Below are 343 nucleotides of genomic sequence, written 5' to 3' on the forward strand. Positions count from 1 at the left end.
GGTTTTACTAAAGGTTCTGTGTCATTAATAATTGATTCTAACCACTGTTTCGCTTCAGCTACAGCCTCTCCTGCGTGTTTGGCATCAAAAAAGTCTACACCGCCAATAATTGTAGGTTCCTCAGTTACTAATTCTCCATATGCTGCTTTGTTAATGATCAAACTTCCTTTTTTGCCCATGCCAGATGTGATTTCAGCCCCTGCTTTTGTTCCACATAACGTTGTTGCAGCTTCTTTTGCATCTGTTGTATTTAAAACCCACGAAGATTCAAGGAAAATAGTTGCCCCATCTTCCATTTTGATAAAACCAAAGGCGGAATCTTCCACTTCAAACGTTGTAGGAT

At 39.7% G+C, this 343-nt stretch carries 1 pseudogene; it reads right to left on the bottom strand.

The features are described from left to right. A pseudogene (locus tag KH400_RS23080) lies at positions 1 to 343 on the bottom strand (gfo/Idh/MocA family oxidoreductase); the annotation flags it as partial.

It is taken from the genome of Desertibacillus haloalkaliphilus (genome assembly GCF_019039105.1).
In the GTDB taxonomy this organism is placed as follows: domain Bacteria; phylum Bacillota; class Bacilli; order Bacillales; family KJ1-10-99; genus Desertibacillus; species Desertibacillus haloalkaliphilus.